This window comes from Pontibacter korlensis, from assembly GCF_000973725.1.
GTDB lineage: Bacteria > Bacteroidota > Bacteroidia > Cytophagales > Hymenobacteraceae > Pontibacter > Pontibacter korlensis.
Genome location: NZ_CP009621.1, coordinates 4635736 through 4662709, shown reverse-complemented (window position 1 = coordinate 4662709; position 26974 = coordinate 4635736). Strand labels below are relative to the sequence as shown.

The window sequence follows — 26974 nt, the reverse complement described above, 5'->3', positions numbered from 1 at the left end:
TCAAGAACTTTACAAATGAACCTACAAGTACCTACAGTAGCAAGGGTGAAACTATGGCTGCTGTTTATCGCACTTCTACCTGCCTTTTTCAGTGGTTGTGCAACTAAAACTGAAACTGCGGTTAACAACAATTCGCCTGGCTATACTGCAGAAAAAGCGATGGTTGTATCTGCACACCCTGAAGCTTCCCGGGTGGGTATGGAAATCATGAGGAAGGGCGGGAATGCATACGATGCGACGGTGGCAACACAGTTTGCCTTGGCCGTTGTATTCCCGGTGGCAGGTAATATTGGCGGTGGTGGTTTTACTGTGTTTCGCAGTGCTACTGGCGAGACTGGTACTTTAGATTACCGTGAAACTGCACCTGTAGCAGCATCCGAAACAATGTACCAGGACAGTGCCGGAAATGTAGTTAATGGCTTGAGCACCGATAGTCATCTAGCAGTAGGTGTACCAGGAACGGTAGACGGTATGGTCAAACTACACCAAAAGCTAGGTAGGCTACCTTGGGCGGACCTGGTGCAGCCGGCAATTGACCTGGCTCGCAATGGCGTTGTACTAACACAGAAAGAAGCTGAAGGCCTGAATAGGTCCAGAGAAGCTTTCATCAAAAACAACAAGCACACGCCTTACCTGGTCAGTGAGCAAACATGGCAAGCTGGAGATACGCTTCGTCATGAAAACCTTGCCCGCACGTTAGAACGTGTGCGTGACAGAGGGCGGGAAGGTTTTTATGCCGGAGAAACAGCAGAGCTGCTAATAAAAGAAATGAAGCGCGGTGGTGGTATTATCTCCGAGCAGGATCTGGCGGATTACACCTCTGTCTGGAGAAAACCCTTAGAAGGAAGCTATAAAGGTTATAAAGTAATTTCAATGCCGCCGCCATCTAGTGGAGGTATAGCCTTGCTACAGCTACTGGAAATGGTTCAGCCTTACAACCTGCGGGAGTATGGGTGGCAAAGTGCTGAAGAAGTACAGGTAATAACAGAGGCAGAGCGCCGTGTGTATGCCGACCGTGCCACCTATCTTGGCGACCCTGGCTTTGTAGACGTGCCTGTAAATGGTTTGCTGGATAAAGAATACCTGAAAAGCCGCATGAGTACCATGCGTATGGATAAAGCAACACCTTCCTCACAGGTTAAAGCAGGTGAGCTGCCTTTTTACGAGTCAGACCAGACAACACATTTTAGCATTGTGGACCCTGCCGGTAATGCTGTTTCTACAACCACAACACTTAATGGTGCCTACGGTTCTAAAGTGGTAGTAGAGGGAGCAGGCTTCCTGCTAAACAATGAAATGGACGACTTTAGTGCGAAACCGGGGGTGCCGAACATGTTTGGTTTAGTTGGAGGCAAAGCCAATGCCATAGCACCGGGTAAACGCATGCTAAGCTCTATGACACCGACCATACTTGAAAAGGAAGGAAAACTGTACATGGTAGTAGGTACTCCAGGCGGATCCACCATTATTACCTCTGTCTTCCAAACCATTGTTAATGTGCTGGAGCATGACATGACGATGCAGCAAGCTGTGGCAGCACCACGTTTCCACCACCAATGGCTGCCGGACGAAATTCAGCATGAGCCTAATGCCATACCTGCTGATGTTCGTGCCATACTTGAGAGTAAAGGGTATAAGCTGGAACAACGTAACCCTTATGGAAGAGTAAATGCAATTCTCATACTACCGAATGGAAAATTAGAGGCCGGTGCAGATCCTCGCGGTGATGATGCTGCTGCAGGCTTTTAATAAGTAATAGAGGGACGGCTATGAATACGTAGAGGTATCGTAGTATAAGGTCAGTTAGTTAAACCCACCTTATTCACTTTAAAATATTTAAATGCTGTTCCCGAATTATCAGGGTGCAGCATTTATCTTACTGCCTGCTATCTCTTTAAAAAGATGGTTTCATTATTTCAGACCTTATCTGTAATAATAAAGTATAATGCCATTAGGGCACACGTAGCTGATAGCTTCAGGAACTAACAGGGGCTATTACCCAGTTTGAATATGATTTGTATATACAACTAATGTATATACTATGAAAATTGCTGTAATTTCGCAGCTTGATTTTTTGCTGATGCCTGCAGGGATATATCCATAGTAAACAGCAGGCTTATATAGTTTTTCAAGTTTCTTATTATGTTAAAGATTTATTTACTACTAGGACTCATTTTAACATTAACTGTTCAGGTTAATGGGCAAACAATACAGGGTACAGTTCGTGATCAGTTTCAGCCACTGGCAGGGGCCACGGTCAGAACCTTAGATCAGTCAACAGGTACGAGTGCAGATGCAAATGGCCAGTATCAATTGAACGTGGCACCGGGTACTTATACTTTAGTTTCCAGTTATATAGGGTATGAGTCAGCGCAAAAAGAGGTAACAGTAGCTGCAGGGCAAACCGTTACGGTTGACTTTGTACTTTCAACGGCTCAGAGCCTGAACGAAGTTGTTGTAGTAGGATCACGAGGTGCCCCCCGCTCACAGCTTACTACTCCTGCACCAGTTGATGTTATCAATATAAGAGAGGTAGTGCAGGATGCACCACAGGTTACGCTTAACCAGATACTCAACTATGTGGCTCCTTCTTTTACTTCAAATACGCAAACTTTGACCGATGGAACAGACCACATTGATCCTGCGTCTCTAAGAGGTTTGGGACCAGACCAGGTACTGGTGCTCATCAACGGTAAAAGACGCCATACTACATCACTGGTTAACATAAATGGTAGCTTTGGAAAGGGCTCAGTAGGTACAGACTTGAATGCCATTCCGACAGCAGCTATTAAACGCATTGAGATACTCCGGGATGGAGCATCTGCTCAATATGGCTCAGACGCCATCGCAGGTGTTATCAATATCATATTGAATGATAATGTAAACAAGCTGAATGCCAACGTTACCACCGGAGGGTATGTGTCCGACGGCTCAGAGGGCAGTATAGATGGTGAGAACGTTCAGGTAAATGCCAATTATGGTGTACCATTGGGAGTTGAAGGGTCTTACCTGAACCTGGCAGGCTCTTATGACTACCGCAATTATACTGATCGTGGCGGTGACTATACCGGTACAATCTTTAGTGATTATAACAATCCTACTCCAGGTCAGGAGCCAACAGGAGTTGATATTACAGAAGCAGAGCTTAGCAGAAGGGGTCTGACCCGTGATTTCTTTAGCGGTCGTGTCGGGCAGTCGGCAAACAGGGGAGGAAGCCTGTTTTTTAACTCGGCCTACCCGATCTCTGAAAAAGCAGAAGTATACGCTTTTGGTGGTTTGAATTATCGCCATGGCGAAGGTGCCGCTTTCTATAGAACACCTTCTCAACTTACGCAGACAAGTGCTACTATTTATCCACTAGGCTTCATGCCTCTTATTGTAACAGATAACTATGACAGGTCTTTGTCAGCAGGTATCCGGGGGCAGTTGGGAAGTTGGGAAGTAGACTTCAGCAATACATACGGGCAAAATGCCATCGACTTTACTGTGGAGAACACCCTGAATGCATCGATGCTTACTGCTTCGCCCACAACCTTTGAAGCCGGTGGTTATTCTTTTACCCAAAACACAACTAACCTGGACTTCAGCCGCTTCTTTAAAGATGCTATGGCTGGTGTAAACGTGGCTTATGGCGTAGAGCACCGTTACGAGAACTATCAAATCTTACCCGGAGAAGAGGCCTCATATGTGAACTATGGTAAAGCTACACGAGTGGGTACTGATGCTTCAGGTAACCCTATACTTATTCCGGACCCACGCGGAACCGTAAACACAAGGTTTGCAGCTAACGGCTCTCCTTTTGCCGGTGGTTCTCAATCATTCCCGGGTTTCAGTCCTGATAATGCAATAGACGCATCGCGTACGGCGGTATCTGTTTATGGTGATGTAGAGCTTAATTTTACCAGCAGGTCATTGATTGATGTGGCAGCACGTTTTGAAAACTACTCAGATTTTGGTTCTACTGTAAATGGAAAAGTAGCAGGGCGCCATATTTTCTCCGATGCATTGATATTGAGAGGTGCCGTAAGCACAGGTTTCCGTGCCCCATCACTGCATCAGCAATATTATAGTGCCACTTCCACGCTTTTTACAGATGGTGTATTTGTAGAATCAGGAACGTTTACAAACAACAGTCGTGTGGCTAAGCTGCTGGGCATTCCTAAACTAAAGCAGGAAACATCATATAACTACAGCGCTGGCTTCACTAGTGTATTGGGAGACTTTAAACTTACGTTGGATGGTTATTTCATCCGCATCAACGACCGTGTTGTTTATACCGGGCAGTTTGGTAAGGTAACAACAAACCCAACTCCGCAGGAAGCAGAAGTAAACAGGTTGCTGGATGTGGCCAATGCTGGCTCAGCACGCTTTTTTGCCAATGCTATTGATACTGAGACAAAGGGAGTGGATGCTGTCTTAACGTATACCAAAATTTTGGGCGGCGGCCGGTTCACTGGTAACCTGGCAGGTACCTATGCCAAGACTAGCCTGGTAGGAAATATACATGCATCTGAGCAGTTAACAGGCAGGGAAAGCACCTATTTTGATGAGGCAAGCCGCATCTACTTACAGTCTGCTGTACCACAGACCAAGGCGAATCTTTCATTAAATTACTCGCTTAGCAAGTGGGACTTCTTTCTGCGTAATGTGTATTTCGGAAAAGTGCAGGAAGCGACGAATGTAACAGAAAACCAGGTTTGGTATGGCGGTAAGGTAGTAACAGATTTAAGTGCTGGATATACTTTTAACAATAACCTTAAGTTAACAGTAGGTGCGAACAATTTGCTGGATGTTTATCCAGACGAAGTAGCTGCAGCTAGCTCCGGCACAGGCCGTTTTATTTACTCTCGTAGTGCACAACAGTTTGGTTATAATGGCAGATTTATCTTTACCCGTTTAACCTTCAACTTATAAGCATAAAAGCCTAACAGTACAAACAAAAAGCCCTGCAGGTAAACCTGTAGGGCTTTTTGTTTGTAGCACTTTGAGCTGTTCCTTACCCTCGATATTTCGGCTCACAAGTATAGATTTAGCGATTTGTAATTAATCAAACATTAAAGCCAAATTCCCACACTATTTTTTGAAAGCTTCAGACGCCTACTGCGTGGTTTAAGTAACAGTCAAACATAACCTTAAGCGGCAGGTGATGGTTAAATGATTTGTACAAGGTAAAATTAAATTCCTGTATATAAGTCTATTTATTATTGTATGTGTCAAATATAAGCAGATTGAAAAACGGCAGGTGTAAATATGGTTCCCTAGCTCCGGTACTACCCTTACCGATTTTGCCATTAATGTGCATCTATACTTTCTTTTGTTTAACAGGATGTTCACTGAAAGTTGCTGATGTTCAATTGCCCTATGAACCTATACAGGAGTTCTCCCTTCCCGGCGAAACAGAAGCTCCTGACAGATGGTGGCAAGCTTTCGATGACTCAACTCTAAACATACTTGTCGACTCTGCCTTACAAGCCAATTTACCCTTAAAGATAGCCTGGTATGAGTTTGATGAAGCGCGGGCATTGGTTAAGATTGCCTCATCAGCAAGAGTCCCCGAAATATTTTTGCAACTCCAGTCAGGCATCAGTCGTCCGGAGCCTGATTTTGCCGGGGGAGAAAACACACAGTTAGGATTGGGGACTAGTTACGAAGCAGATCTTTGGGGCCGGATCAGGTATAGCATCCACGCTGAAGAATATCGGTTCAGGGCCAGTTACTATGACTACAAAACGGCGGCAGTTACCCTTACAAGCGAAGTGGCCCTAGCTTGGTTCAGGCTAAAGGCCAACAGCATTCAACTGCAACTGGTAGACGAGCAGCTTGAAACGAACCAACAGGTGCTGGCGCTCATTCGGAACAGATTCGCCAGCGGGCAGGTGCGGGGTGTTGACGTGCTGCGGCAGCAGCAGCTTGTCGAAAGCACAAGGCAGCAACGGATAGCACTTGAAGTGCAACGAGAGTTACTGGAAAATCAGCTTTCCATACTTCTGGGTCAGCCACCCAGCGAGTTAGCAGAGGCCGCAGCGCAATTACCCGACTTACCGCCATTGCCACAAACTGGTATTCCGCTGCAGCTAGTCAATCGAAGGCCCGATGTGCAAAGCTCATTTTACCTGCTCCAGGCAGCTGACAGGGAAGTGGCCGCAGCCATTAGCAATAAGTATCCACGCCTGACCTTCTCGCTTAATGCTGCCCTCCGCTCAAATGATTTAGTCGGTTTATTTGAATCACAGGCCATTTCGCTTGGAAGCAGCTTGCTGGCACCTCTTTTTTACGGCGGTAGGCTAAGAGCACAGGTGGATCAGACGGAGGCCATCCGACAGCAGCAACTAAATGAATACGGGCAGACAGTGCTGATTGCTTTCCAGGAAATAGAAAATGCTCTGATGCAGGAAACAAAACAAGTCCAGCAAATTGAAGTAATAGCAAAACAGGTGGAGCTGGCCGAAAAAACTTTTGGGCAACTCCGGATAGAGTACCTTAACGGTTTTACCCCCTACCTTGACGTGTTGGTTATCCTGAATCAGCTGCAACAGCTACGAAGGGATTTAGTGAATGCAAGGCTGGGCCTGCTGGAAATAAGAGTTGACTTATACAGGGCCTTGGCTGGTGGTTTTGAAACAGAAAGAGACAATCAACTGGAGAAAGAGATGGAGGATTTGTAGCACATAGGCTAACAGCATATAGCGCATGTAGATGAGCAAAAGGAAGACATTTATAATTAGTGCCGCCATACTTCTGGTAAGTGCTGCCATCACCTTTGTCGTGTTCATGACGGCACCGGAGGCGGAGCGGGAAGGAGCAAGTATAACCACAGCCATGCTGGTGGATGTAGTGGAGGTAAACAGGGGTAATTATACCCCCACCGTAGTGGCGACAGGAACCGTGCAGGCGGCCAAGGACATTATCCTGAGTACCCAGGTAGGTGGGGAGGTGGTTAGCATTTCTGAAAGTTTCACGCCAGGCTCTTTTGTAAAAAAGGGGGAAGTGCTGCTGCAAATAAATCCTGCTGATTACCGCAATACGTTACAGCTTAGAAAGAGTGATCTACAATTAGCGAAAACTGATTTAAGCGTGGAGATGGGCAGGCAGGAGGTGGCCCGAAACGACTATGAATTAATAGGCGAAGAACTTCCTGCAGATAACCAGGAGTTGGTGCTTCGTAAACCGCAGCTGGATGCAGCCAAGGCAAGGGTAGCTGCGGCGGAAGCTGCCGTAGATCAGGCCCAACTTAACCTGCAGCGGACTACTGTCCGGGCTCCGTTCAATGCCCATATCATCAGCCGTAACGCCAACGTAGGCTCTCAGCTTGCCCCTGGTGCAGAGCTGGGGCGCCTGGTAGGTATGGAAGAGTATTGGGTGGCTGCCAATGTTCCCGTTTCCAAAGTCAACTGGCTCACCTTTTCTGAGAATGTAGCCAATGCCGGGGCGGAGGCAAAAATCTTTAACACCACCAGCTGGTCAGCGGGGCAGTATAGAAAAGGTAAGCTTTTCCGCCTGGTAGGTGCGCTGGATACGCAAACACGTCTGGCAAGGGTGCTCGTTTCTGTAACTGATCCGCTGGCACGAAATGCAGGTGCAGACTCAATCCCGCCCTTGATCATAGGCACTTTTGTGGAAGTGCGTATTCAGGCTAAAGAGATTCCTAATGTCATCCGGCTAAGCCGCGATTACCTAAGGCAGGGAAACACAGTATGGGTGATGAAAGACGGAAAGCTGGACATCCGGAAAGTAGATGTGCTTTTTGATGATGCCGAATACGCCTATATCAGTAAAGGACTTTCCGATGGAGAGATGGTTGTAACAACTGATTTATCAACCGTGGTGGAAGGTTCTAAATTACGTACTGAAAGTGGTGGGGCTGCGCAGGATACTGCTTCAACAGAAAGGAATCAGGAGTAAAGTATGAACGAGCAAGAAAAACTGGCTGAAAATACACAGAAAGGTGCCATCGCCTTTATGGCCCGCAACCGCATTATCACCAATCTGCTAATGTTTATACTAGTGGGTGGCGGAATCTGGACGATGTACCATGTGCAGAAAGAGGTTTTCCCGCAGTTTCAGCTGGATTACGTTGAAATCAGCGTGGTGTACCCGGGGGCTGCCCCAACAGAAACAGAGCAGGGGATCGTGTTGCCCGTAGAGGAAGCCATCAAAGGGGTGCAGGGTATAAAAGAGGTTACTTCTGTAGCAAATGAAGGCTCCGGTACAGTGACGGTGGAGCTGGTGCCTGGATCGGACAGGATGAAGGTTTTTCAGGACATTGATCAGGCTGTAAGCCGCATTCAGACTTTCCCTGATGACATAGAGCAGCCACAGGTAACATTGCTGGACCAGCGGCAGGATGTGATGCAGATAGGATTGTATGGTGATGTGGATGTATGGACACTTCGCATACTTGCCGAAAATCTACGTAACAGGCTCTTGAGTAACGACGAAATCACGCAGGTTGAGATAGGAAACGTACCCGACTTCGTGACGCACGTTGAGATACCGGAGCATACGCTGCGGGAATATAACTTCACGTTGGGCCAGGTAGCAGAAATTATCCGCAACTCCAGCGAGGATGTGCCGGCAGGCTCCATTGAGACGCAGGCCGGCGAGGTGTTGCTTCGGATGCAGGAGCGCAAACTATGGGCCGCGGAACTCGCCAATATTGATGTCGTTTCTTCGGAATCGGGTGCAACGGTAAAACTGGGTGATATAGCTCAAATTACAGATGGGTTTGAGGAAATAGGCTTTCACGGTCAGTTTAACCAGCAAAACACAGTAGATCTGGAAATTTTCAGGACAGGCAAACAGTCTCCCCTGGAAATTGAAGAGCTTGTAAAGGAGATATTGGCTGACTACGAGAAGTCCCTGCCACCGGGCGTAAACGTTCGGATAGACACGAACAGGGCAGAAGACTTTCGGGAGCGCCTTTCGCTTTTAACAGAGAACGGTCTGATGGCCATCGTGATCGTCATGGTGATCCTGGGACTGTTCCTAGAATACCGGCTGGCGTTCTGGGTAATGATGGGCATGATTATATCCTTTATCGGGGCAATGGTGCTGTTACCGGTCGTGGACATCAGCATTAATATGATCTCGATGTTCGGCTTTTTGATCGTGATGGGTATTGTGGTGGATGATGCCATCGTGGTGGGGGAGAACGTATATGCGTACCGGCAGAAGGGGTATAACTATATGGATGCAGCCATACTCGGTGCAAAGGATGTGTCAAAGCCCGTTATCTTTAGTATTATGACCACCATGATTGCTTTTGTACCGCTCCTGTTTATGCCCGGAGAGACTGGCAAGTATTGGTGGCCTCTACCCGTAGTGGTGATTGCGGTGCTGGCCGTTTCGCTTTTCGAGGCGCTGTTCATACTTCCTTCTCATGTGGCACATAAGCCAAAGCAAAATAAGTCCAAAGCCTTACGGAAACTGGAGAGCTGGCAAAATGCTATAGCTAAAGCCTTTAGTCGGTTTGCTAACAAGCGTTATGAGCCTTTTCTCGACCTTTGCCTGCGCAACAGGTATATTACCTTAGCGTCTGCAGTTGCCCTGTTGCTTTTAGTCGGCGGCTACGGCTACAGCGACCACATGGGGATGGTGCTGATGCCCGAGTTGGCTGCGGATGAAATTGAGTGCGCCGTCAGGCTACCAGTAGGCACTACCACTGAGCAAGCCGCTAAAGTTGCCATTGAAGTCACCAACTCTACCCGCCGCATGTTTGAAGAGCATAACCTGTACGAAGTAGCGGAAGGTATTAAAACGAACGTTCGGGGGAAAGACTTTATTGATGTGGAAATTGTGATGAAACCGCCTGACGAGACAGACATGACGGCCAAAGAGGTAATCGCCCTGTGGCGTGAAGAGATCGGTGACATAGAAGGCGTAGATCAGATTACCTTTGAAGCAGAGAGAGGGCCGGGAGGTGCGCGCCAGGACATAAGTATAGACTTGAGCCACACCGATATTAAAATGCTGGAGAGGGCCAGCGATGCCTTTGTGGAGCGAGTAGAATCATTTGCGGAAACCCGCGATATAAGCGATAATTTTAACATGGGCAAAGTACAGCTGGGCTTTGAGCTGTTGCCGGAAGGCAGAAGCCTCGGGTTTACCCCCTCAGCAGTAGGGCAGCAGGTGCGTGATGCTTTTTTTGGTGCATTGGCCATGCGTCAGCTTCGCGGCATCAATGAAACGGAAATTCGTGTGAAGCTGCCGAAGGAAGAACGAAAGGACATATATAACCTGGAAGAATTTATCGTCCGGGCACCTGATGGCACGGCTGTACCCTTGCTTAATGTAGTGAAAGTAACGGAAGGAGAAACGTTCACCAACATCAACAGGCGAGACGGACGCAGAGTAGTAAACGTGGGTATGGACGTAGAACCAGCTGGTGCCCAAACCCGCGTCCTTAAATCATTGAACGAGGAAGTACTCCCACAATTACGAGCCGACTTTCCTGCTATTACCTGGACCTACGAAGGAAGCCAGGCAGACATGCGGGAGTCCACGCAGGCGCTGTGGTCTGGCTTTATCATCGCCATGCTCCTCATCTTTTCTTTGCTGGCGGTGGCGCTCAACAGCTATGTGCAGCCCATTATTGTGATGCTGGCTATACCCTTTGGCGTGGTAGGGGCGGTGATCGGACATATACTTCTGGGCTACGACCTTTCACTGGTGAGTCTGATGGGTATCATCGCTCTTTCAGGGGTAGTGGTGAACGATTCACTGATTATGATCGACTACGCCAACAGACATCGGGGTAGCCACTCTGCATACGAAGCTATCCACGAAGCCGGCATCAGAAGGTTCAGGCCGATCGTATTAACCACCCTCACCACCTTCGGCGGTTTGACTCCTATTATTCTTGAAACCTCCAGACAGGCTTATCAGCTAATACCTATGGCTATTTCGCTGGGCTTCGGGATAATCTTTGCTACCTCCATTATTCTGGTGATTGTGCCCTGCCTTTATATGATTCTGGATGACCTTGTAATGCTGATCAAAAGTAGACAGGTTTCTATTAGTAGTTAATGACTTATTTACCTCTAATGAAAGTCTTTTCTTCTGGATATAAGCACAATCCACTCGTCAGAAAAGGGAGTAGCGAAATTAAAGCTGTTTTGAATTTATTAAGTAAACCCTAGCTAGCAATTGTAATATAGAGAATAGTAGGCTTACTTGCTTTAGTAGACCAAAGAATCGAGTCATCGATCCTTCAACAGGGATTTGGAGGCTTTGATGCTTTCCTTCAGCTAGACTAGCGGTTCTTGAACACCTCATCTTTTATGTAAAAGTAGTTACGGGAGGTATCTTTACTTAGCAAAGTCATCGTCACGTGTCTTATTGCTTTGCCGCCGGATCCGGAAATGGCAGAAGGGTATCAGTACCATTCCTATTACCTCTCATTTGAGGCTCGACTCATGCTTCTACACTGTTCTAAGTTAATTATCTTCTATATAAGTGAGGTAATCAACAGCATACCTTGAGTAGCATCTCGCACCTCCTGTCATTGGTACTGCTATGATAGCTCTTATCCATCTGTACTCCCAGTATCCGGATCTTGAAGTAACAGACACCCGGATGCTAGGAAAAATGAACTTGTATTTTTTTTGTAAAAAGTTATTTTAGTGAAATTGTTATGTTTGAATTCAAAACGAACTTTTTACCATTATAAATCATTTGCAATAGGATTTATTATATCAAGATAGTTTCTTGCTACTTCTGTTATTATATGAATAAAACTCTACTGCTGTGCTTGTTGATGGTTATGACAGGGCACGCTTTTGCCCAAAAAAATGTTTTTCAGAATTACAATGGAACACGAACATCTGAGTCAAGTCATTCAGGTGGCCAGGTTCTTTTATCAGATAAGAATAAAGCGGCAAGCCCGGCACTACAAAATCCCATTGTGGGAGAAGCATCATATAGTAAAAGCCAGAGGAGTTTTAGTTTTCCGGATTATTGGCCAGACAGGCTTTTTATAAAGCTAAAAGAGGGACAAAATGGAAAGCTGCAGACTTTTGAAACCAGAGGAAAGGATCCTAAAGTAAAAGATGGTGGTAAACTTAGTAGTATGCTGTTAGGCCATCAGGCGACTTCAGTAGCTGAACTTCCACGAATCCAAAAAGGGGAGAGGGACCAGAAAGCCTATCAGGTGATGTTGGAAAACAGCGGCAATCTGCAACTGCTGATGCAAGAGTTAGAAGCATTACCTGAGGTAGAGTATGTTGAACGTGTCCCATATTACGTGGCACTGCAGTCGCCTAATGACCCGGAGTATCTTACGAATAAACAGTATGCTCTGCACAAGACAAAAGCTGCGGAAGCTTTTGGTATCCACACCGGTAGCTCCAAGACTTTGCTGGCCATTGTGGATGATGCCGTTCTGATTTCACACCCGGACTTAGCTACCAACGTTAACATAGCTAAAAGTTACGATGTGGCGGATAACGATGATGACCCAAGGCCGCCATCATCAGGTGCAAACAAAGCTGGGGTTGGCAACTTTTCACACGGGACCCATTGTGCCGGTATTGCCGGCGCAGTTACAAACAATGGAGTGGGAGTTGCGGCTATCAGTAACAATAAAGTAAGTATCATAGGTGTAAAATGCACCCGCGATTCTGCCCCAACTTCCCGAGCGATTGAATATGCAGCCGAAGGTATTATCTATGCTGTCAACCAGGGAGCAAGAGTTATTAGTATGTCGTTTGGCGGCGGAGGCTATAGCCAGACGATACAGAATATTATTAACGAAGCAACAGCCAACGGGGTAGTGTTTGTGGCTGCAGCCGGAAATTCTAATACAGAGGTTAAAATGTATCCAGCTGCTTACGATAATGTGATAGCGGTTGCCAGTACAGATGCCAACGATCTGAAAAGCAGCTTCTCCAACTACGGCAGCTGGGTGGATATATCGGCTCCTGGCTCAGGTATTCTAAGTACTGTAACCGCTCCAGATGGTATAAGTGGTGCTTATACTTTTTACAGCGGTACATCCATGGCCTGCCCAATGGTTGCCAGTCAAATTGCTTTGATGCTGTCTGAAAACCCTAGCCTGACACCCCAAGCTGTTACGCAACTTCTGAAAAGCACAGCAGATCCTATCGATAACATCCCAAACCAGTCCCCCTTGTGGGCCGGTAAACTGGGTGCTGGTCGCATCAACGCATTCCGTGCGATACAGGCCATAAAAGGTATAGCTAACACAGTAGCCCCAACAGCCATAACTAATCTGCAGGTGGTCCGGGCCGGGCAGGCTGAGTTAGAAGTACAATGGACAGCACCTGGTGCTGATGGCTCTGCTGCCTCCTTATACGACATCAGGTATTCCACGGAGCCAATCACAGTGGCTAACTTTGAGGAAGCTACAAAATTAAAAAATAACATTTTTCCGGATCAGCCTGGGCGAATACAAAAGCTTGTAGTACAAGGACTGGTGCCTAGCACTACATATTATTTTGCCATAGTATCTAAATCATTTTATGGGAATTCCTCGCCCATTTCAAATGTGGTAAGTTCTTCAACACTGGCTGCACCATTTATACATATAACCCCAAACTTTTATAACCTTGGCTTGGATCGCACCAACAGTAGTACCATCTCCAGGAGTTTTACCCTTACCAATCAAGGAACAGCTCGTCTGAACTACAACGCCGCTCTGGTGCCTGTTGCCGGAAATAATGTCTCTGCTTATGATAAGCAGCAGCCAACAGCCGATGACGCTGTTGGCCTTGGAGGCAGTGGCTTTATTACTGCTGTAAAATTCACAGCGGGAGCAAAGGGATTTAGCCTTACACACGTTCAGAATTTTTTGAACAGCAGTACTACAACCGCGAGCCTTCCTATTGGTATCCGCATCCTGAAGGGGGGGACAAACCCGGCAAATGCCACGTTAATATCTTCTGAAACCTTTACCAGGGCTGTACCGGCAGGTGGCAGACTTTTTAACTTTCAGCTGCAGACACCACGGCAGTTCGCACCCGGCGAAACATTCTGGGTAGCGTTTGTTTTGCCCAATGGGTTGGATTATCCCCAAGGGTTTGATGTTGTAGACTATATGCCAAATACGTTCTACGTGAGTACAAACAACGGAAGCAGTTATGAAGATGCACAGACGTTAGCCTCGTTTCTGGCGAAGTCTGCCTTCAAGGTACGCGTTGCCAATGCGAACTGGATATCCCTGGAACCGGTGTCAGGTTACTTGGAGCCTGGGCAGAGAGCAGATGTTCACATGGCTTTTGATGTAACCAACGTGCCTGATGGTGTTTATCACACGAACGTTTCCTTTGCAAGCAATGATCCGTTCAACCCGGTCATGGACAGACCCGTGACTTTAACGGTTAGGGGTGGTCAGGCCAAACTTGCGATGGAACCGAAGGAAATAAGCTTTGGAACCCTTTTTGTTGGTGCCAGCCATACCGTTTCGCTTGTTGTTGCCAATACTGGGGCAGCCACCATGACCATCAAAGCAGAAACGTTGAATTCAGAAGCTTTTGCAGCGACAGATTTCATAGTTAAGCTGCAATCGACTATTTCCCTTGCACCTGGCAGCCGGAAAGAGATACCTGTCACATTTACGCCGTCCCGAAAAGGTGTATTGAACGGATCGATCACTTTAAGCACCAATGGTCCTGCGGCCAGTACTGTAACTGTTCCTGTTGTGGCGAATGTCGTTTCGGCGCCGGCTGCCATTGTAACACCTCCATTTATGTACTTTGAGCTGGAGCCTAAGGGCGAAACCACGGCAACAGAGGCGGTGAGTATTCAAAATAATGGTGAAGCTGAGCTGAGTTATGCACTGCAGGCGCTTGTCGATCCACTCTCTACAATTAGCTATGACGCCAATCGAAATCCGGACAGTTACCTGGGATTTGGCTCACAGTATCCTTACATCCATACAGCCCTTAGGTTTGATGTAAAGACAGCCACTTTTAACCTGACACATCTACAGAATTTTATACGCACGGAGGTTGCCGGTGACAAGACTATGAGCCTGAAGGTTTACAAAGGAGGGAATTCGCCAACAGCGGGCACCTTGCTTTTAGAGCAAAATTTTGAAGCACCAGCTTCAGCTGTCGGTGGAGCCTTGGTTACGCTACCGCTACAGCATCCTAAGCAGTTTAAGCAGGGAGACGTAATCTGGGTTGTATTTTATTACAGCGGTATCAACCAACCTCAGGGATATCATACCAATACACCTAATCCGGGGCGTAACTTTTACAGTCCCGATGGTTCAAGCTGGAGTTCACTGGAAAGTGCGGGTGGAAGTTTTGTATCCAGTACCTATCTCATCAGAGCTCTGGAAATGCCACAATGGCTAAATGTGTCTCCAGGCACTGGCCAGGTAGCTGGGGGGGAGAGCCTACAAAATGAAATTACAGTTAATGCAGCCGGTCTAAAGAAAGGCAAGTATAAAGGTAAGATTCAGGTCATGACCAATGATCCGAATCAGCCGCTGACCACTGTAGAGGTAAGCCTGCAAGTGGAAGATTTTCCGGCGGCTGATTTTTCCGCCAATATTACAGAGGTTATACCAGGAGAAACAGTCACATTCCTGAACTTATCTAAAAATGCAGATGTGTTCGAATGGGAATTTGAAGGAGGGGAGCCCGCTTCATCTACCCTGAAATCTCCTGATGTAGTTTATAGCACGCCTGGTAAGTATAAGGTATCGTTAAAAGCTAAAAGCACCCAAACTGAAAGGGTATCAGAGGCCTTGGTTAAAGAAGACTATATTGTTGTTCAAAATACGTTGTGCCACAACTTGAACTATCCCTTCAAAGGAATTGAGTCACTGACCACCACTGATGATGGATACATTACGGGGAATAATAAGCAAGGCGACAAAGCTAAAGCTAACTACTTTAACTTTGATCGTCCAGATGCATATGTTACAGGTGTTGAGGTCAAATTTGGCTTCGCTGCTGCTGTCAGTCCAGATGCAACGATAACAGTAGCTGTCTGGGATGTTGATGCAAGCAGTGGTGAACCCCGTAGCATATTGGCTTCAAAAGAGGTGAAATTGGCTGACGTTGCAGCCGATGTAGCTACCGGGCATGTGACCGATGTAGTGTTCGATACACCAGTACGGCTGACAGGTAGTTTCTTTGCAGGTGTTTTGCTGAACACAGAAGGGGGCAACTCTGTGGCCATTGTGCACAATGACAATAGCGAGCCTTCGCCTGGTACAGCGTGGACTCAGGACAGTCAGAATAACTGGGCCTCTTTTGGAACTGTACGGCCAGGCATGGCCAATATAGCCCTGTACATTCAACCTGCCGTTACACAAACTCTTACTCCTCTGGCAGCAAACTTCACGATAAGTTCTGAGTCTGTGTGTGTTGGTCAGCAGGTGCAGTTAGATGCCTCTTCTACCGTTGGGGCTGTCCGTTACGAATGGCTCTTAGAAGGTGCTGTTACCACAACCTCTACAGCGGTTAATCCTGTGGCTGTTTATGCTGCAGCAGGGACTTATAAGGTAACTTTGAAAGCCTATGACAGCTGCAGCGGTGTTATTGTTACCACCAAAGAAATTAATGTACAGGTCCTGCCTGATGATGCTGTTACTATAGCTGGCTCAGCAACCCTCTGTGAGGGAGAGAAGGTTACATTATCGGCAATGGCGGGTGACGGTTTGACTTACAGATGGTCAAATGGCGCCACTACCCGTTCCATTGAAGTAAGCACTCCCGGGGAGTACACCGTTACAGTTACGAATGCTGCAAACTGTACAACCACATCCAAGGCTGTAGTAATAAAGGTTAATCCATTACCGGCAGCCCGTATTGCTGCGGATGGTTCTACAATTTTGTGTGAAGGCGAAAAGGTTGGGCTAAGCGCCCCTGCCGGGGACGGGTATACTTACCTCTGGTCAAACGGAGCTACTACACGCACGATTGAAACGGGTACTGCCGGAAATTATACTGTTACAGTTACTAACAACAACGGTTGTGCTACTGCTTCCGAGGCGGTAGTAGTAAGCGTTAATGCCTTACCGGTAGCACACATTACTGCCAGTGGTCCCGTAACTTTCTGCCAAGGCAACACTGTGGTTTTAACAGCCTCAGAAGGTAACAGTTACCTGTGGTCTAATGGTGCTACAACACGTGCTATCACTGTTGCTGAAAGTGGCAGCTATACTGTTAGTGTAACGAATAGCGATGGTTGTGCTGCAACTTCCCCAGAAGTACGAGTAACTGTAAATCCATTGCCAGATAAGCCATGGGTGTATCGTGATGATATCACTCTTACTTCCGGTGCGGCTACTGGTAACCAATGGTTCCGAAATAACATTGCCATACCTGGAGCTACTGGTTCTGTTTATGAAGCTGTGGAACCTGGGGTTTATCAGGTTTTGGTTACCAACGCTAGCGGCTGCTCTTCTGAAATGTCGGAAGAAATCAAAGTGACAGAGGTGGAGTTGGTGACCAGTTTGAAAGTATATCCTAACCCAGGAAATGGTCTTCTCCATATTACCTTTACCGGTTTAAAACCGGACATAGTGAACGTGCGCATCTTGGATATGACTGGGAAAGTAATTTACGAAGGTAAAAAGAGCATGTTAGATGATCGTGAACTCCAAGTTGATATATCAACTGCTGCTGCCGGTGTTTATATGCTGCAGGTTCAGTGCAAAACCAGCAATTACAGTCAAAGAGTAATAGTTCAACAGTAAATCTTCTGCTATTACAGAGTATGAGCCGCAAGGGCAATGGCTGGAAAAACGCTGTGGCTTGGGCGATTTAGTGTGCGTCTACGCCCATGTTTACCGGTAAGAACTGGTAAATACGGGTCGCGGCAGACGAGGTCTTGGGTGAGTTTAACCCACTGAGATTCTTTGTGCCGGAAGCGGAGGTGAAGGAATATGAATTATAACTAGCAGTTGAAAAAGAGGCGGAAGATGTAGAAGGTGTGCGTGTTTTTCCTATTTAAATGATTCCTAAAAAGAATCAAGAGGAACTTATCGAACCAAAAAAGCCGCTCCATTTGATGTGGAACGGCTTTTTTGAAGTAGTAGACCCAAGGAGGAGCACAGCAAGCTAGCATTGATTTCGTTGACGTTGTGCGTGGCGATCTTCATTTGCAAGGGGCATGTATTGCTCAACTTCCTGCAGCCGTTTACATGGACCGGTGCTGCTTCGTCCTTTCCCGCAATGCTTCGAAGTTGGCGGCGGCAAAGGCATCGATTTTTCTTGGCTCTAGAAAGTTCACCTTTACCTGCTCCTCTCGCTCTTTTCCGCCGAGGATCACGTTGATCTCCCTCTTGAGAAGTCCCTCCACGGAGGCCTTGGCCACCTCTTCGGGTGTGTCCATGTTGCTTACGACTGCTGTCTTCATCATGTCAGTGTCGGTGGCCGAGGGGTACACGGTCATCACATGGATCGGGTACTGGTGCAGCTCCCTGCGCATGGCGTCGGAAAACTGCCCCACGGCCGCCTTCGTGGCAGCGTACACGCTGTAGAATGGCATGGCGATGTACCCGTAGCCGGAGGATATATTCATGATGGCGCCTTCCTTGCTCTTTATCAGGAGCGGCAGGGCCTTCTTTGTCAGCAGGATCAAGCCTGTCACGTTAATGTTGATCTGGTTGATGATGTCCTCATCGCTCAAGTCGGAGAGCAAGCCGGCGCTTACCACCCCGGCGTTGTTGATGAGGATGTCCAGCTCGTCCCAAGCCTCTGATATTGTGGAGACGCCTTTGTCCAGGTCGTCTATTTTGGCCACATTGCCCTGAATGGTGAGAAAGTTAGCGCTGGGAAACTCAGACTTCAGCGCGTCCAGCGCCTCCTGTCTTCTGCCCATCACGGCAAAGTCCCGCACTCCCCGTTGCACCAACTCCTGAATCACAGATTTTCCTATTCCGGCACTACCGCCGGTGATCAGCACTTTTTTATTTGTAAGGTCCATAGGTAAACACTTTGCTTTCTTAACTTGAAACGTGACCAGGAGTCTGAGGTTTTACTATCTAACTTTCGCTTTGGGTTTACCAGGGTAAAGAATCAGTTCTTCCTCCCAGGTGCTTTGCATTCCTTGAGATAGGCTTTTGGTGAAGTACTTCGGAGGTTTAACGGAAGGCAACCTTATGCAGACGCCGCAGGAGTATGATGGGGTAGCTTCCCGGATAGAAGACTTGCTGGATGCCTTGCCAGGGTCAGCGAAGGCAATGGAGCTAAGACAGCTGACGAAACTAGTAGTAGAGTTCGCATCCACAGGCCTGCCTCTTTAGGCGCGATCAAAGCTGTGAGTGCCGGGGCAACTGTCTATACAAGAGGATAGGCAAGTCTGGTCCCTACTTATCATAAAGGAGCACATGGGCTGTAAAAAAGAAAAGGCCCTCGGGATGAGGAGCCTTTCTTTTATGATCAGTTTTTAAGAAAACTTTTCAACTTTTAGCCGTGCTTTTATACGCAGGCACCTACAGTTGGGTTATGATGAGCCGGATAGATAGTGCAGTTTTTTTGAAGTCCCGATAACGGCAGGTTTGTTCAACAGGATCCGTCTGTGCCTGGACGTTGCGAATCGTTACTCTGGCATTATTAGCGTTCGCTGCCGGTATCAAAGGTGCGGTTGATGCACTTATCACTGCGCTTTCCCATTTCCGGAGTTGGAGAAGTAACCTGTTCCCTGTTCCTGCAGATTTACCTTGATTTCTTTACCGGGTTTTTTGCCAGGTTGCTACCCGTAATCCCGCTCACACCCACCACTAAGGCTATCTGTTCATACTCCTTTCTTTGAGTTCATCTAAAGCTTATAGGTACGGCTTTTAGCTACATGGAGCTATAAGCAACTAAAGTTATGATAAAACAATTTTGCCGGGCAGGACAAATGTCCTTTCAAGCAGCCTGCTGTTTGATGTAACTTTGTAGTATGCAAGAATATAACATGTTAACCGAGTACAGAGCAGCCATTACGCGTTACATGCAGGCGCACCTTCAACTAATGGAAAAGTATGAGATTAGCACTGAGAAGTACAAGCCACTATACCAGCTACTAAAGCAGGATGCTGCACCACACGGTGTTTTCATACTCCAGTCGGGTTTGGTTAAAGTGGTTCGCACCACATCCCTCGGCCAGGCTTACTCATTGGGTATATTCGATCGGGGCGAAGTATTGGGCGATGTGGAAGCCATTATGAACATGCACCACTTCGGAACCGTAGAAACCGTGAGCAGCTGCACCTTCTGGAAGATCAAGCCTGAGCAATTTCTGAACATGCTTTCGCAGGAGCCCGAATTCAACCTGCTCATCCACCAGAATGTGATCTCAAAACTGCTCAACACTTCCCAAATGGCAGCGATCCAGAGCACAAACAAGCTCTTCTATTCTTTGATGGTCGTGCTCCGGGAATTCTCTAAACTAAATGAGCTACGCATATCTAAGGCACTTTTAGCTGAGGCGCTTGGCACCTCTACCCGCAACCTGAACAGGTTGCTGGCACAGTTGGAAGAAGAGCATATCATTCGGATACAGCAAACGATCATAAAAGAAATTAACCTGCAGTTGCTGCAGCAAAAAATACATGCATATGAAAACACAATACAGTAAAACCAGGTTCGAGACCAAAGGCTGGGCGCGGGAGGAGCACTTTCACTTCTTCAGGTCCTTTTCGCAGCCATTCTTTAACGTACACACTGAAATAGATATGACCAGTCTGTATCATTATGCCAGGTGGGAGGGCCTCTCCGTGTCGCTGGCCTATCTGCATGCAGCCACTGAGGCTATCCGCAACACGGATAGCTTTTTGCTTAGGTTAGAAGGCGACGAAGTCGTTAAATATGAAGCGGTTGATATGTCCACGACCATTCTCAAAGCGAATAAAACAGTCTCTTTTGTACACCTGCCACACCACCCTGATCTTCAAACGTTTTGCAGGCAGTCCTTAGCCATTATAGAGGAGGTAAAGGAGAGCGATGCACTGTTCAGTGGCTACAATGGTCCTGACCTGATTCATGCCACTAGGCTGCCGTGGTTTAAGTTTAACGGTTTAGAGCATGCGTGCACAGGTGATTCAAGTGACTCCATTCCAAAACTGGCTTTCGGCAAGCTGGAGTTCAGAGATAAGCGGGTCATACTCCCCCTCAGCATTCAGGTGCATCACGCGCTGATGGATGGATACCACATCCACTTGTTCCTGGAAAATTTGCAGGGTTCTATCAACACGTACGGTGTCTCCAGGAAATTCCCGGCGGCAGTAAAGGTTCCTAAACAGGTGAAGCCGATGGCGCTGGTACAGCGGTTTGTAAGTTTATTGATGAACGGTAGCCAAAGCTCCGGCAGCATGAAGAAGGTCGGCTAACAGGTACGACGTGTAGCTACATGTGAGCTTCCCACAAAACAAAAAGGCTGCTTCATTTGCTTCTCTGTTTTGCCTCAAGACTACTCCTTTTCAAAAATCTTCTTCCGGTGGTTCATCCCCCATACCTTCAAGGCATCGATGATAGGAACTAAGGTATCGGCATAGGGTTCCGGCTTATACAGGATCTTCACCGGGTAATCCTCTACCACCACCCGCTTGATGAGTTGGTGCTGCTCCAGGTCCTTCAGCTCCTTGGCCAGCACCTTTGGTGTAATTCCGGGTATACTTTCCTGTATATCGGTGAACCGCTCATTACCAGTCATCACAGAGATGATGATAGGCAATTTCCATTTGCCATTAATTACGTCGATCGCGTCCCGCACCGGCTTTACCGTGTCCAGGCATGACAGGTATCCCATTTTATTAGCCATGGCTCTTCTATTTTAAACTATTCCACTTTCCTTTGGGAAAGCACTATACAAAGGAAAGTAATAAGTCCTAACTTTGCAACAGATTATTCAGAGCCTTTTTTGATGCTTCAAACAGAGAAACTCAATACTCACCCATAGAGAAATTTCAGCATGTGTAAAAACTGGCATCAATAATTATTGATATGGAAAATAGAAAAAAGTTAAAGCTGGCGGCCAATATTGATGGGCTGGGATGGAATTACGTGGGCTGGCAGCACCCCGATATGCCTGCTGATGCCAGCGAGAATATTGATTTTTATATTCAACAGGCTAAGCTTGCCGAAGCAGCCAAGTTTGATACACTCTTTCTGGTAGACGTGAGCCATGTAGGCCCGGGAAATATCCCGCATTACCTGAGTATGTTTGAGGGTGTCTCCGTCATGTCTGCCCTCAGTACGCACACCAAAAACATAGGACTTTCGGTTACCATTTCAACCTCTTATGCAGATCCCTACAGTGCTGCCCGGCAAATTCTCTCGTTGGATAAGATAAGCAAAGGCCGTGCGTCCTTAAACGCCATCACCTCAAACCCGGGAGGTATGGTCAATTTCAGCCGCGGGCATCTCGGTAAGGCAGACCAATACCCCATGAACAAAGAGTTTATGGAGATCGTGTTGGGGTTGTGGGATACCTATGAAGATGATGCCTTCATCCGGGATAAAGAAAGCGGCATATTCTTAGATCCCCGAAAAATGCATACGGTGAATTACCGGGGGAAATATTTCCAGGTAGACGGGCCATTGAATATTAGCCGTTCCGTTCAGGGGCGGCCGGTGCTATACACAGCTGGTATGTCTCAAACGTTTATGGATCATGCCACAAGCTACACAGACGGTGTCTTTACCCATGGCAATACACTGGAAGAAACAGTGGCAATCGCCAAGGAATTAAGACGGCAGTTAGTTCAAAAAGGCAGGAGGCCGGAGGATTTTATCGTGTCCATCTCACAAAACCCGATCGTTGGCAGAACAGAACAGGAAGCCCTGGAAAAATACCTGGAGCTGTTGCGGTTAATCCCCAACAACAGCCTCCCGCGTTCCCTGTTTTTTGGCTCAGCCGAAAAAGTGGCCGATCAGGTACAGCAATGGTACGAACAGGGAGCAATGGATATGTTGATTCTTCGCCAGGACCATCCCCACGGCTTGCGGGATTTTATTGAGCTGGTCGTACCTATTTTGCAGGAACGTGGCATATTCCGCACCGAGTACGAATCTGATACACTTCGAGGTAATTTAGAGTTGCCCAAGCCAGCTTTCAGAAAGGTAGCATACCAAAAGAACTGAGGAGAAGTAGTTGCCATCAATCGCTCGGTTGCTGCTGGAAAACTGAAATGGTTTTATTTGACTTGCACTTGACTTTCGGACTACCTGGTTAGTATAACTACCTGGTTAGTATATAGGTGTACTAGATAAACAGAAACGAATAAGTACTAAGAAAGCATTAAATATTATGGAACATAAAAACAGCATACTCCATTTTAGAACTTGCCATTGTATCGCAGGGAGAGACCATACAACAGCCCCTGCACAATTCATTGGCATTGGCAAAAGAAGCGGAGGCATATAGTTACAAACGCATCTGGTTTGCAGAGCATCATAATTCAGATAATATTGGCAGTAGCGCCACATCACTGCTCATGGGTTACGTGGCAGAGAACACATCTACCATCAGGATCGGCTCAGGTGGTATCATGCTGCCCAACCACTCTCCCCTGATTATAGCTGAACAGTTTGGAACCCTAGCCCACTTATACCCTAACCGCATTGATTTAGGCCTTGGCAGGGCGCCGGGTACGGATCAGCAATAAAGAAGCAAATTCAGGAATTTCTGGAAGAAACGGGAGTGGATGAATTGATAACTATCTCCACCATGTACAGTATGAATGACCGTTTAAAATCTACTAGACACTTTGCAGAGATCATGACGGAAATAAACGAAGACAGGTAAAAAAGAAATTAAACAACGGATTATGCCCCTTCTATGCTTAGGGAGCAGGATAGAGCAGGGTTGTCAACTTTTTCAGGACGAGTCACATTTGTTTAGAACTGAAACAGGTGCCTCAGCAAACGGTGCATTTGATAATAGGAGGGAGTTTGAAGGGTAAAGTACTATAGCGATGTCCAAATTTTCCGTCTCATAAATCAAAAGGAGGATTTGACTAGTAAGATGGAGGAGTAGCAATGTTCAAAGAGATTTAATTCATGGATATGGCAGGGGAGGAGCAATACTCTAAAAGGGGAACTCTACAGCTATTTTACCTCTTTCAGCAGACCTGCTGAAAGAGGTAAAATAGCTACGGAATTTAGCGTCCGAAGAGCATAAAAAAGCCTACAGCGTTAGCTGAAGGCTTTTCGTGCAGCCCGAAGGGCTGAATTATCGAACTTTATCCACAGTGATTTAATGGCCGTTAGTAAGTATTTTGAGGTGAAAGAGTAGTGATAAATCTCTTTCATTATTTTTAAGTGTTTCGGTAAATAAAAGTTGTTAAGCAGCATCAAGTGCTTCGCGCAAAGCTTTGGCAGCAGCAGCTGGATCTGGGGCACCGTAAAGCGATGCACCAGCCACAGCAACTACAACACCTACTTGCTTTACAGCTGCTATGTTATTTACGTTTACACCTCCTGCAATTGAAACTGGTACACCAACACGAGCTGCCTCATCAATCAGTACCTGAATAGAATATCCTGGTTGTGCTTGCTCGTCAAGGCCTGCATGTAATTCTACGAACTCAACACCCAAGGCTGTAACTTCCTGTGCACGCTTTACACGGTCTGACTCTCCAATGGTGTCAACTACAACTCCTTTACCATATTGTTTAGCAGCTTTAACAGCGCCTTCTATGGTTGCATTACCCGTTGTTGCCAGCACAGTAACCAAATCAGCACCAGCCTTAAATGCCATTTCTGCCTCAAGAGCACCAGTATCTGCAGTTTTAAAATCAGCAAAAACAATTTTTTCCGGGAAAGCATTTTTCATCGCAGTGATAACTGATAAACCTTCGCTCTTGATCAGGGGAGTACCTAACTCAATGATGTCGATATATGGAGCTACTTTTTCTGCAAGAGCCAAAGCGTCAGCTGTTGTTAATAAGTCTATTGCTACTTGTAATTTTGTCATTATTCTATCTTTTATATTTTAAAAGGAATTTTTCTGGATTGTTATTCAAGGTTTGCATGCCGCTTCCAGAGCTCCTCAGCAGGCGTTTTGTCTATGCCCCATAGGGTTTGAAAGATGGCATCCGTCAGAAGTAGGATGGCCTGCTCAAATAAGCTGCCAGCGTATTGCTCTGAAACGGTGGTGCCATGGTCCTGCTTTTGTGCAGCCGGAACAACTGCAACATGTGCAGCCAGTGTTGCTAAGGGTGAGTTGGCTGTAGTAGAAAGTGCCACCACTTTAGCGCCGGAACTAACCGCTTTCTCTGCCGCTTTTACTATAGAGCTTGTGGTGCCGGATCCTGATGCTGCCAAAAGCAAATCTCCCTTCCTGATAGCTGGTGTTGTAGTTTCTCCAACCACAAAAACGGAAAGTCCCAGGTGCATGAGGCGCATGGCAGCCGAATGTAAAGAAAGCCCCGATCGTCCTGCACCCACTATGAAAATTCGTTCAGCATCTTGAATGAAGGGTATAATTTTCGCGACTTCACTATACGCTATCTTATCAGCTAGCTTTCGATTTTCTTCTAAAATAAGCGCAAAATTGCTCTTTAGAGAAGCTGCTAAATCCTGACCGTTTGCCTTTATCACGTGGTAGTAGGTTTGGTTAATACAATGAGCTGTGCGTAAGCTTTTTTAATTACTTTCTGTAAGCTGTTACAAAGGTAGGCCAGAGGATTAAGGCTGCTCTTATACAATCAGCGCAATGTGTTGGACTATTTAGAAACTTTGTAGTTGTAACTTAGTTGTACCGATACAGCTGGCTATGTATATTAAATGAAACTGTACTTTTGCGACACTTTTTAATCTGCTTGTACATGAGGTGGCAGATTAGTTATTCCGTTGTAATCTATATTGCCCGGAGGGGATGAACTAACGGATACGGATAAGCAGAATAATAAATGATGAAAGAAAAAGTAACAGATGAGCTGAACAATTCACTTATCTATATAAGAAATCTTGCTAATTGCCCGCCAAGCTATTTAAATGATCCTGGCAGAAAGGAGTTTTTTGAAGTAGTCTGGCTAAAGAACGAATATCCTTTACATGCTCTAAAAGATGAAGGTCAACCACAAAAAGGACATTGGATCTACCTGTTGCCACCCTATCGGGTGCATCAGCTAAACAAGGCAGGTAAAAAAGGCGTTTTGTTATCTTTTAAAAGAGATCTATTGGATGAAGAGGCTAAAGAGTTCTCTCTGGATGTTTTTAAAATATTTAATGTACAGGGTGAATACTCTTTCCTGAAGGTTAGTAAAGAATTATCTGATCAACTTTGCAAGGTGTATGACCTGATGGAAGAGGAGTACCAAAGTGAAAACCACAGCCTACTGATCATAAAGTCTTTGTTAAAAGCCTTCCTCCTGAATATTATCCGGGTTAAGGAGCATGAATTCACTATGCAGGATGTAAACCAGAAAAGAGTATATGAATTTATGCTATTGTTAGAGGAGAACTACTTGCATATCAGGAACACAGACTTTTATGCCGATAAGATAGGAATCAGCTCTAAACGTTTAAATCAGATATTAAAGGAAAAGTTACAAAAGACAGGGCTGCAATTAATTCATGACAGGGTAATTCTGGAAGCAAAACGACAGATTATACACAGTGATCATACGCTTAAAGAGATAGCATACCTGCTTGAGTTTAAAGAGTACTCATACTTCAGTCGCTTTTTTAAGCAGCACACAGCCCAAACACCGGAAAATTTTAAAAAACAGGTACACAACCACATTGCTTTGAAAGCGAACACTTTAATTTAATGTGGGGAACATTTCTTAATTAGTAATAACATGTAACCTTTGGAGCTATAGCTCTTAGGAATCGCCAAGTGAACGTTTCTTGTTTCTGCTTTTTGTCTGTTTCTTACGATGCGGTGTAACGTGAGATAAGTTTACTAGGTGGTGCCTCCCTGAATTTCAGGCTGAGTTTATAAGCCATTGATGACTTCTTGATGTGTGCTCATGCCTGAGTAGCTCCTTTGACTTTCCCTTTTTCACATGTCGGGATCTATGCTTAGGCAACAAGGCTTTGTTTAGATGATACTATTGATATGA

General features: G+C 46.3%; 16 protein-coding genes. 12 read left to right on the top strand and 4 right to left on the bottom strand.

Annotation, left to right across the window (positions count from 1 at the left end):
- The first annotated feature begins 15 nt into the window (after positions 1-15).
- The 6 genes from ggt to PKOR_RS20020 all read left to right on the top strand — a co-directional run bounded on the left by ggt (position 16) and on the right by PKOR_RS20020 (position 17671).
- Positions 16-1749 (top strand): gamma-glutamyltransferase, encoded by a 1734-nt coding sequence (gene ggt, locus PKOR_RS20045; protein ID WP_200897396.1) that lies wholly within the window; start codon positions 16-18, stop codon positions 1747-1749.
- Between the two features lie 393 nt (positions 1750-2142).
- The gene (locus PKOR_RS20040; protein WP_046313040.1) at positions 2143-4914 is read left to right on the top strand and encodes a TonB-dependent receptor; all 2772 of its coding nucleotides are present in this window, start codon (positions 2143-2145) and stop codon (positions 4912-4914) included.
- 440 nt (positions 4915-5354) lie between these two features.
- A complete protein-coding gene (locus tag PKOR_RS20035) occupies positions 5355-6665 on the top strand; it encodes an efflux transporter outer membrane subunit (RefSeq protein ID WP_200897395.1) in 1311 nt (436 codons plus the stop codon).
- A gap of 31 nt (positions 6666-6696) precedes the next feature.
- Positions 6697-7902 (top strand): efflux RND transporter periplasmic adaptor subunit, encoded by a 1206-nt coding sequence (locus tag PKOR_RS20030; protein ID WP_046313038.1) that lies wholly within the window; start codon positions 6697-6699, stop codon positions 7900-7902.
- A 3-nt stretch (positions 7903-7905) separates the two neighbouring features.
- Entirely contained in the window at positions 7906-11025 is a 3120-nt protein-coding gene (locus PKOR_RS20025; protein WP_046313037.1) for an efflux RND transporter permease subunit, read from the top strand.
- 877 nt (positions 11026-11902) lie between these two features.
- Positions 11903-17671 (top strand): S8 family serine peptidase, encoded by a 5769-nt coding sequence (locus PKOR_RS20020; RefSeq protein ID WP_158453804.1) that lies wholly within the window; start codon positions 11903-11905, stop codon positions 17669-17671.
- Positions 17672-18114: 443 nt separating this feature from the next.
- Here PKOR_RS20020 and PKOR_RS20015 read toward each other — a convergent pair whose 3' ends face one another.
- Positions 18115-18903 (bottom strand): SDR family NAD(P)-dependent oxidoreductase, encoded by a 789-nt coding sequence (locus PKOR_RS20015; RefSeq protein WP_046313035.1) that lies wholly within the window; start codon positions 18901-18903, stop codon positions 18115-18117.
- Between the two features lie 139 nt (positions 18904-19042).
- On the opposite strand from PKOR_RS20015, the gene PKOR_RS20010 reads away from it, so the two are divergent.
- From PKOR_RS20010 to PKOR_RS20000, 3 genes are all read left to right on the top strand, one after another.
- A complete protein-coding gene (locus tag PKOR_RS20010; RefSeq protein ID WP_148561757.1) occupies positions 19043-19222 on the top strand; it encodes a hypothetical protein in 180 nt (59 codons plus the stop codon).
- A 641-nt stretch (positions 19223-19863) separates the two neighbouring features.
- Positions 19864-20541 carry a Crp/Fnr family transcriptional regulator gene (locus PKOR_RS20005; protein ID WP_046313031.1) on the top strand — a complete coding sequence of 226 codons (678 nt, stop codon included), beginning with the start codon at positions 19864-19866 and terminating at the stop codon, positions 20539-20541.
- Entirely contained in the window at positions 20522-21292 is a 771-nt protein-coding gene (locus tag PKOR_RS20000) for a CatA-like O-acetyltransferase (RefSeq protein ID WP_071843171.1), read from the top strand. The genes PKOR_RS20005 and PKOR_RS20000 overlap by 20 nt, the downstream gene beginning before the upstream one ends.
- A gap of 80 nt (positions 21293-21372) precedes the next feature.
- Here PKOR_RS20000 and PKOR_RS19995 read toward each other — a convergent pair whose 3' ends face one another.
- Positions 21373-21723, bottom strand: coding sequence for a winged helix-turn-helix transcriptional regulator (locus PKOR_RS19995; protein WP_046313030.1), 351 nt, complete (start codon positions 21721-21723; stop codon positions 21373-21375).
- A 182-nt stretch (positions 21724-21905) separates the two neighbouring features.
- Between PKOR_RS19995 and PKOR_RS19990 the strand changes: the two genes are divergently transcribed.
- Positions 21906-23045, top strand: a complete 1140-nt coding sequence (locus PKOR_RS19990) for an NtaA/DmoA family FMN-dependent monooxygenase (RefSeq protein WP_046313028.1) — start codon at positions 21906-21908, stop codon at positions 23043-23045.
- Between the two features lie 161 nt (positions 23046-23206).
- Entirely contained in the window at positions 23207-23569 is a 363-nt protein-coding gene (locus PKOR_RS19985; RefSeq protein ID WP_046314690.1) for an MsnO8 family LLM class oxidoreductase, read from the top strand.
- 677 nt (positions 23570-24246) lie between these two features.
- Here the strand turns inward: PKOR_RS19985 and hxlA are convergent.
- Positions 24247-24879 carry a 3-hexulose-6-phosphate synthase gene (hxlA, locus tag PKOR_RS19980; protein ID WP_046313025.1) on the bottom strand — a complete coding sequence of 211 codons (633 nt, stop codon included), beginning with the start codon at positions 24877-24879 and terminating at the stop codon, positions 24247-24249.
- 41 nt (positions 24880-24920) lie between these two features.
- Positions 24921-25505 (bottom strand): 6-phospho-3-hexuloisomerase, encoded by a 585-nt coding sequence (hxlB, locus tag PKOR_RS19975; RefSeq protein ID WP_046313022.1) that lies wholly within the window; start codon positions 25503-25505, stop codon positions 24921-24923.
- A 311-nt stretch (positions 25506-25816) separates the two neighbouring features.
- Between hxlB and PKOR_RS19970 the strand changes: the two genes are divergently transcribed.
- Complete coding sequence (locus tag PKOR_RS19970) at positions 25817-26680, top strand: helix-turn-helix domain-containing protein (RefSeq protein WP_046313020.1); 864 nt, start codon at positions 25817-25819, stop codon at positions 26678-26680.
- Positions 26681-26974: the final 294 nt, after the last annotated feature.